Raw genomic sequence first — 2548 nt, forward strand, 5'->3', positions numbered from 1 at the left:
GCACGCGATCCGGGAAACGTTGGTCGGCAAGGGTTTTCTCGAGGTCGAGACGCCCATCCTGCAGCAGATTCACGGCGGCGCGAACGCGCGGCCGTTCCTCACCCACATCAATGCATACGACCTGGACATGTACCTGCGCATCGCTCCCGAGCTCTACCTCAAGCGGCTCTGCGTGGGCGGGGTCGAGCGGGTCTTCGAGCTGGGCAGAGCTTTCCGCAACGAAGGCGTCGACTTCAGCCACAATCCCGAATTCACGCTGTTGGAGGCGTATCAGGCGCACGCGGACTACAACGTGTGGATAGACGGATGCCGCGAGTTGATCCAGAACGCCGCCGTCGCCGCCAACGGTGCGCAGGTGTTCTACCGCCCCAAGGAAGGGGGCGGGCTCGAACCGGTGGACATCTCCGGTCAGTGGGCGGTCAAGACGGTGCACGTTGCGGTGTCCGAAGCACTCGGCGAGCAGATCGGCCCCGAAACAGAGCTGCCGAAGCTACGCAAGCTGTGCGACGCCGCGAACATCCCGTACCTGACCCATTGGGACGCCGGCGCCGTCGTGCTGGAACTCTACGAGCGGCTGGTCGAGGACCACACCGAGGCGCCTACGTTCTATAAGGATTTCCCGACATCGGTGTCGCCGCTGACCCGCCCGCACCGCAGCATCCCCGGCGTCGCGGAGCGGTGGGACCTGGTGGCGTGGGGCGTCGAACTCGGCACCGCCTACAGCGAACTCACCGATCCGGTCGAACAGCGCCGCCGGCTGCAGGAGCAGTCACTGCTGGCCGCCGGCGGCGACCCGGAGGCGATGGAACTCGACGAGGACTTCCTGCAGGCGATGGAATACGCGATGCCGCCCACCGGTGGCCTGGGTATGGGCGTGGACCGCGTCGTCATGCTGATCACGGGACGCAGCATTCGCGAGACGCTGCCGTTCCCGTTGGCCAAACCCCGTTGACAGCTTCTCCACAGCGCGTCACAAGGATTACCCCTCACCCTGTAGTTCGTGACACTGGTGACACTGGCGCATTCGCTGCGTGGGCACCTGTCGTTGATGCATGGGTGGATTCCCACCACGGTGCAGATCGTCGCGGCGCTCGTGCTGATTGCCGCCATCGGATGGCGAACGCGGCGGTGGCGGCTGCTGTGGGTGCCGTGGGCCGTGCTGTGCGGTGTCGCGCTCGCCGCGGCGACGTACGCCTACATCGCATCCGAGGGCCTCTCTGACAACCCTGCTCCGCGATCGCTGTGGGTGTGGGTGGCGCTGACGGGTGCGGCATGCGCCGTGCTGGTCGCGGGTTGGCGGGGCGCGCGTTGGTGGCGGCGCGGGATCTCGCTGATGTCGCTGCCGCTGTGCCTGCTGTCGGTCGCGCTGGCCGTGAACCTGTGGGTGGGCTACGTCCCGACTGTGGGGGCCGCGTGGAATCAGCTGACCGCGGGACCGCTCCCCGATCAGACCGACGCGGCGACCATGCTGGCGATGCAGCAGCGCCACCAGATCCCGGCCAGGGGCACGGTGCTGCCCGTCAACATCGGCGACAAGGCGTCCGGTTTCAAGCATCGCGGCGAACTCGTCTACCTGCCGCCCGCGTGGTACGCGACAGATCCCCCGCCGCCGCTTCCGACGGTGATGATGATCGGCGGCGAGTTCAACACCCCCGCGGACTGGGTCCGCGCGGGCAATGCGGTCGCCACGGCCGACGACTTCGCCGCCGCGCACGGCGGCTATGCCCCGGTGCTCGTGTTCGTCGATGCCGGCGGGACGTTCCGCAACGACACCGAATGCGTGAACGGCAAACGAGGCAACGTCGCCGACCACCTCACCAAGGACGTCGTGCCGTTCATGGTGTCGACGTTCGATGTCAGTGCCAAACAGTCGAATTGGGGAATCGTCGGATGGTCGATGGGCGGCACCTGCGCGGTCGACCTGGCGGTGATGCATCCGGACATGTTCGGCGCCTTCGACGACATCGCCGGCGATATGAGTCCCAACTCGGGCACGAAGGACCAGACGATCGAGCGCCTGTTCGGGGGTAACGCCGCGGCGTACGCGGCGTTCGATCCGGCGACGGTGATCGGCCGTCACGGCCGCTATTCGGGCGTGACGGGGCGCTTCGACGTCAATACCGTGGACGCGGCGCCACAGAAGAATGCGGCCGACGCGCTGTGCGGGCTGGCCGCGCCGAACGGCATCAACTGCAGCGTCGTGGTTCAACCGGGTAAGCACGACTGGCCGTACGCTGCACACGCTTTTGCGACGGCCCTGCCATGGCTGGCGGCCCAACTCGGCACGCCGGGTTACGCGGCCACTCCCGTTCCGGCCGCGGTTCGCAGCGTCGCGACCCCACCGTCACCGATGCGCGAGCCGCATTAGAACCCGGCCGTCCGACGAACTAGGACGGGCAGTACGACTGGGTCGCGGCGCCGACGAAGAACCCGCTCTGCTCCACGGTCCAGTTCGCCGGCTCGCTGATCTCGACCGCAACCTGTTCGGGTTTCTGGCCCGCTTCCACGTAGTCACATACCGCGTGGGCGAGGCTGATTGCGTCCTTCG

The 2548-nt window shown here is 67.3% G+C and carries 3 protein-coding genes; 2 read left to right on the top strand and 1 reads right to left on the bottom strand.

The annotated features are described in order from the left end of the window. Nucleotides 1–952 (top strand): amino acid--tRNA ligase-related protein (locus tag A5698_RS01065; RefSeq protein WP_286144257.1); only part of this gene is annotated, 952 nt, incomplete at its 5' end. Nucleotides 953–1009: 57 nt separating this feature from the next. Continuing rightward, nucleotides 1010–2368, top strand: coding sequence for an alpha/beta hydrolase (locus A5698_RS01070; RefSeq protein WP_502688855.1), 1359 nt, complete (start codon nt 1010–1012; stop codon nt 2366–2368). A gap of 19 nt (nt 2369–2387) precedes the next feature. On the opposite strand, the gene A5698_RS27725 is transcribed toward A5698_RS01070, so the two are convergent. Further along, nucleotides 2388–2537 (bottom strand): DUF732 domain-containing protein, encoded by a 150-nt coding sequence (locus tag A5698_RS27725; protein ID WP_286144258.1) that lies wholly within the window; start codon nt 2535–2537, stop codon nt 2388–2390. Nucleotides 2538–2548: the final 11 nt, after the last annotated feature.

Origin of the sequence: Mycobacterium sp. E136, from assembly GCF_001666865.1 — a bacterium.
Lineage (GTDB): Bacteria > Actinomycetota > Actinomycetes > Mycobacteriales > Mycobacteriaceae > Mycobacterium.